This is a genomic window from Spongiactinospora gelatinilytica, from assembly GCF_003236385.1.
Classification (GTDB): domain Bacteria; phylum Actinomycetota; class Actinomycetes; order Streptosporangiales; family Streptosporangiaceae; genus Spongiactinospora; species Spongiactinospora gelatinilytica.
The window spans coordinates 1-732 of sequence record NZ_POUA01000794.1; the positions used below are offsets into that span (position 1 = coordinate 1).

Annotated in this window: 1 protein-coding gene; it reads left to right on the forward strand. The window is 66.0% G+C overall.

Translation table 11 applies throughout. The features are described from left to right. Positions 1–352: helix-turn-helix domain-containing protein (locus C1I98_RS39445; protein WP_146607952.1), on the forward strand; the 352-nt coding region annotated here is incomplete at its 5' end. Positions 353–732 lie beyond the last annotated feature (380 nt).

Below are 732 nucleotides of genomic sequence, written 5' to 3' on the forward strand. Positions count from 1 at the left end.
CTTCCTGCACGCCCATCAGCCCGCTCCAGACCCGCAGTCCGACCGCGCCGCCCACGCCGTCGACCGGATCATCGCCGATCCCACCATCACCAGGGTCGCCACCCTCGCCCACCACCTCGGCACCAACGTACGCACCCTGCAACGCCTCTTCGCCGACCACGTCGGCATCGGCCCCAAATGGGTCATCCGCCGCTACCGCCTGCACGAGGTCACCGAACGCCTCGCCACCGGCACCCCCATCGACTGGCCCACCCTCGCCACCGACCTCGGCTACGCCGACCAGGCCCACTTCACCCGTGACTTCAAGTCCATGTTCGGCGAATCCCCCACCCACTACGCCGAACGCTACTGACCGGCGATTCGAGGGAGCGAGGGAGTTCGCCGGGGACTTCTGCGGATGATGGCCTCATCCCGTTGTGCGGCGCGTTCAGCCGGGCTTCGCCGATACGGCGGCTGCGAATGGGCGGATCGGAATGGCCGAAGGCACGAGACCGGCCCATCCGCGACAGAGGTCATATTGACTTTTGATCGACCGTCTGCTCACTCTTCACTCTGGCGCTCGGCCGGGATTACCCCGGAATGACAACACCCGCGCTCCGGCGGCGGTGCTGCATGCCGGAATAAGTGCCGATAATTCACACATTTGACGAAATTTATCAGGAAAGAGCCCGTGGCCTGTCACGTCGGTGGCGTGACAGGCCGGGCCGGGGTCACCAGTTGGCGGGGAGGCCT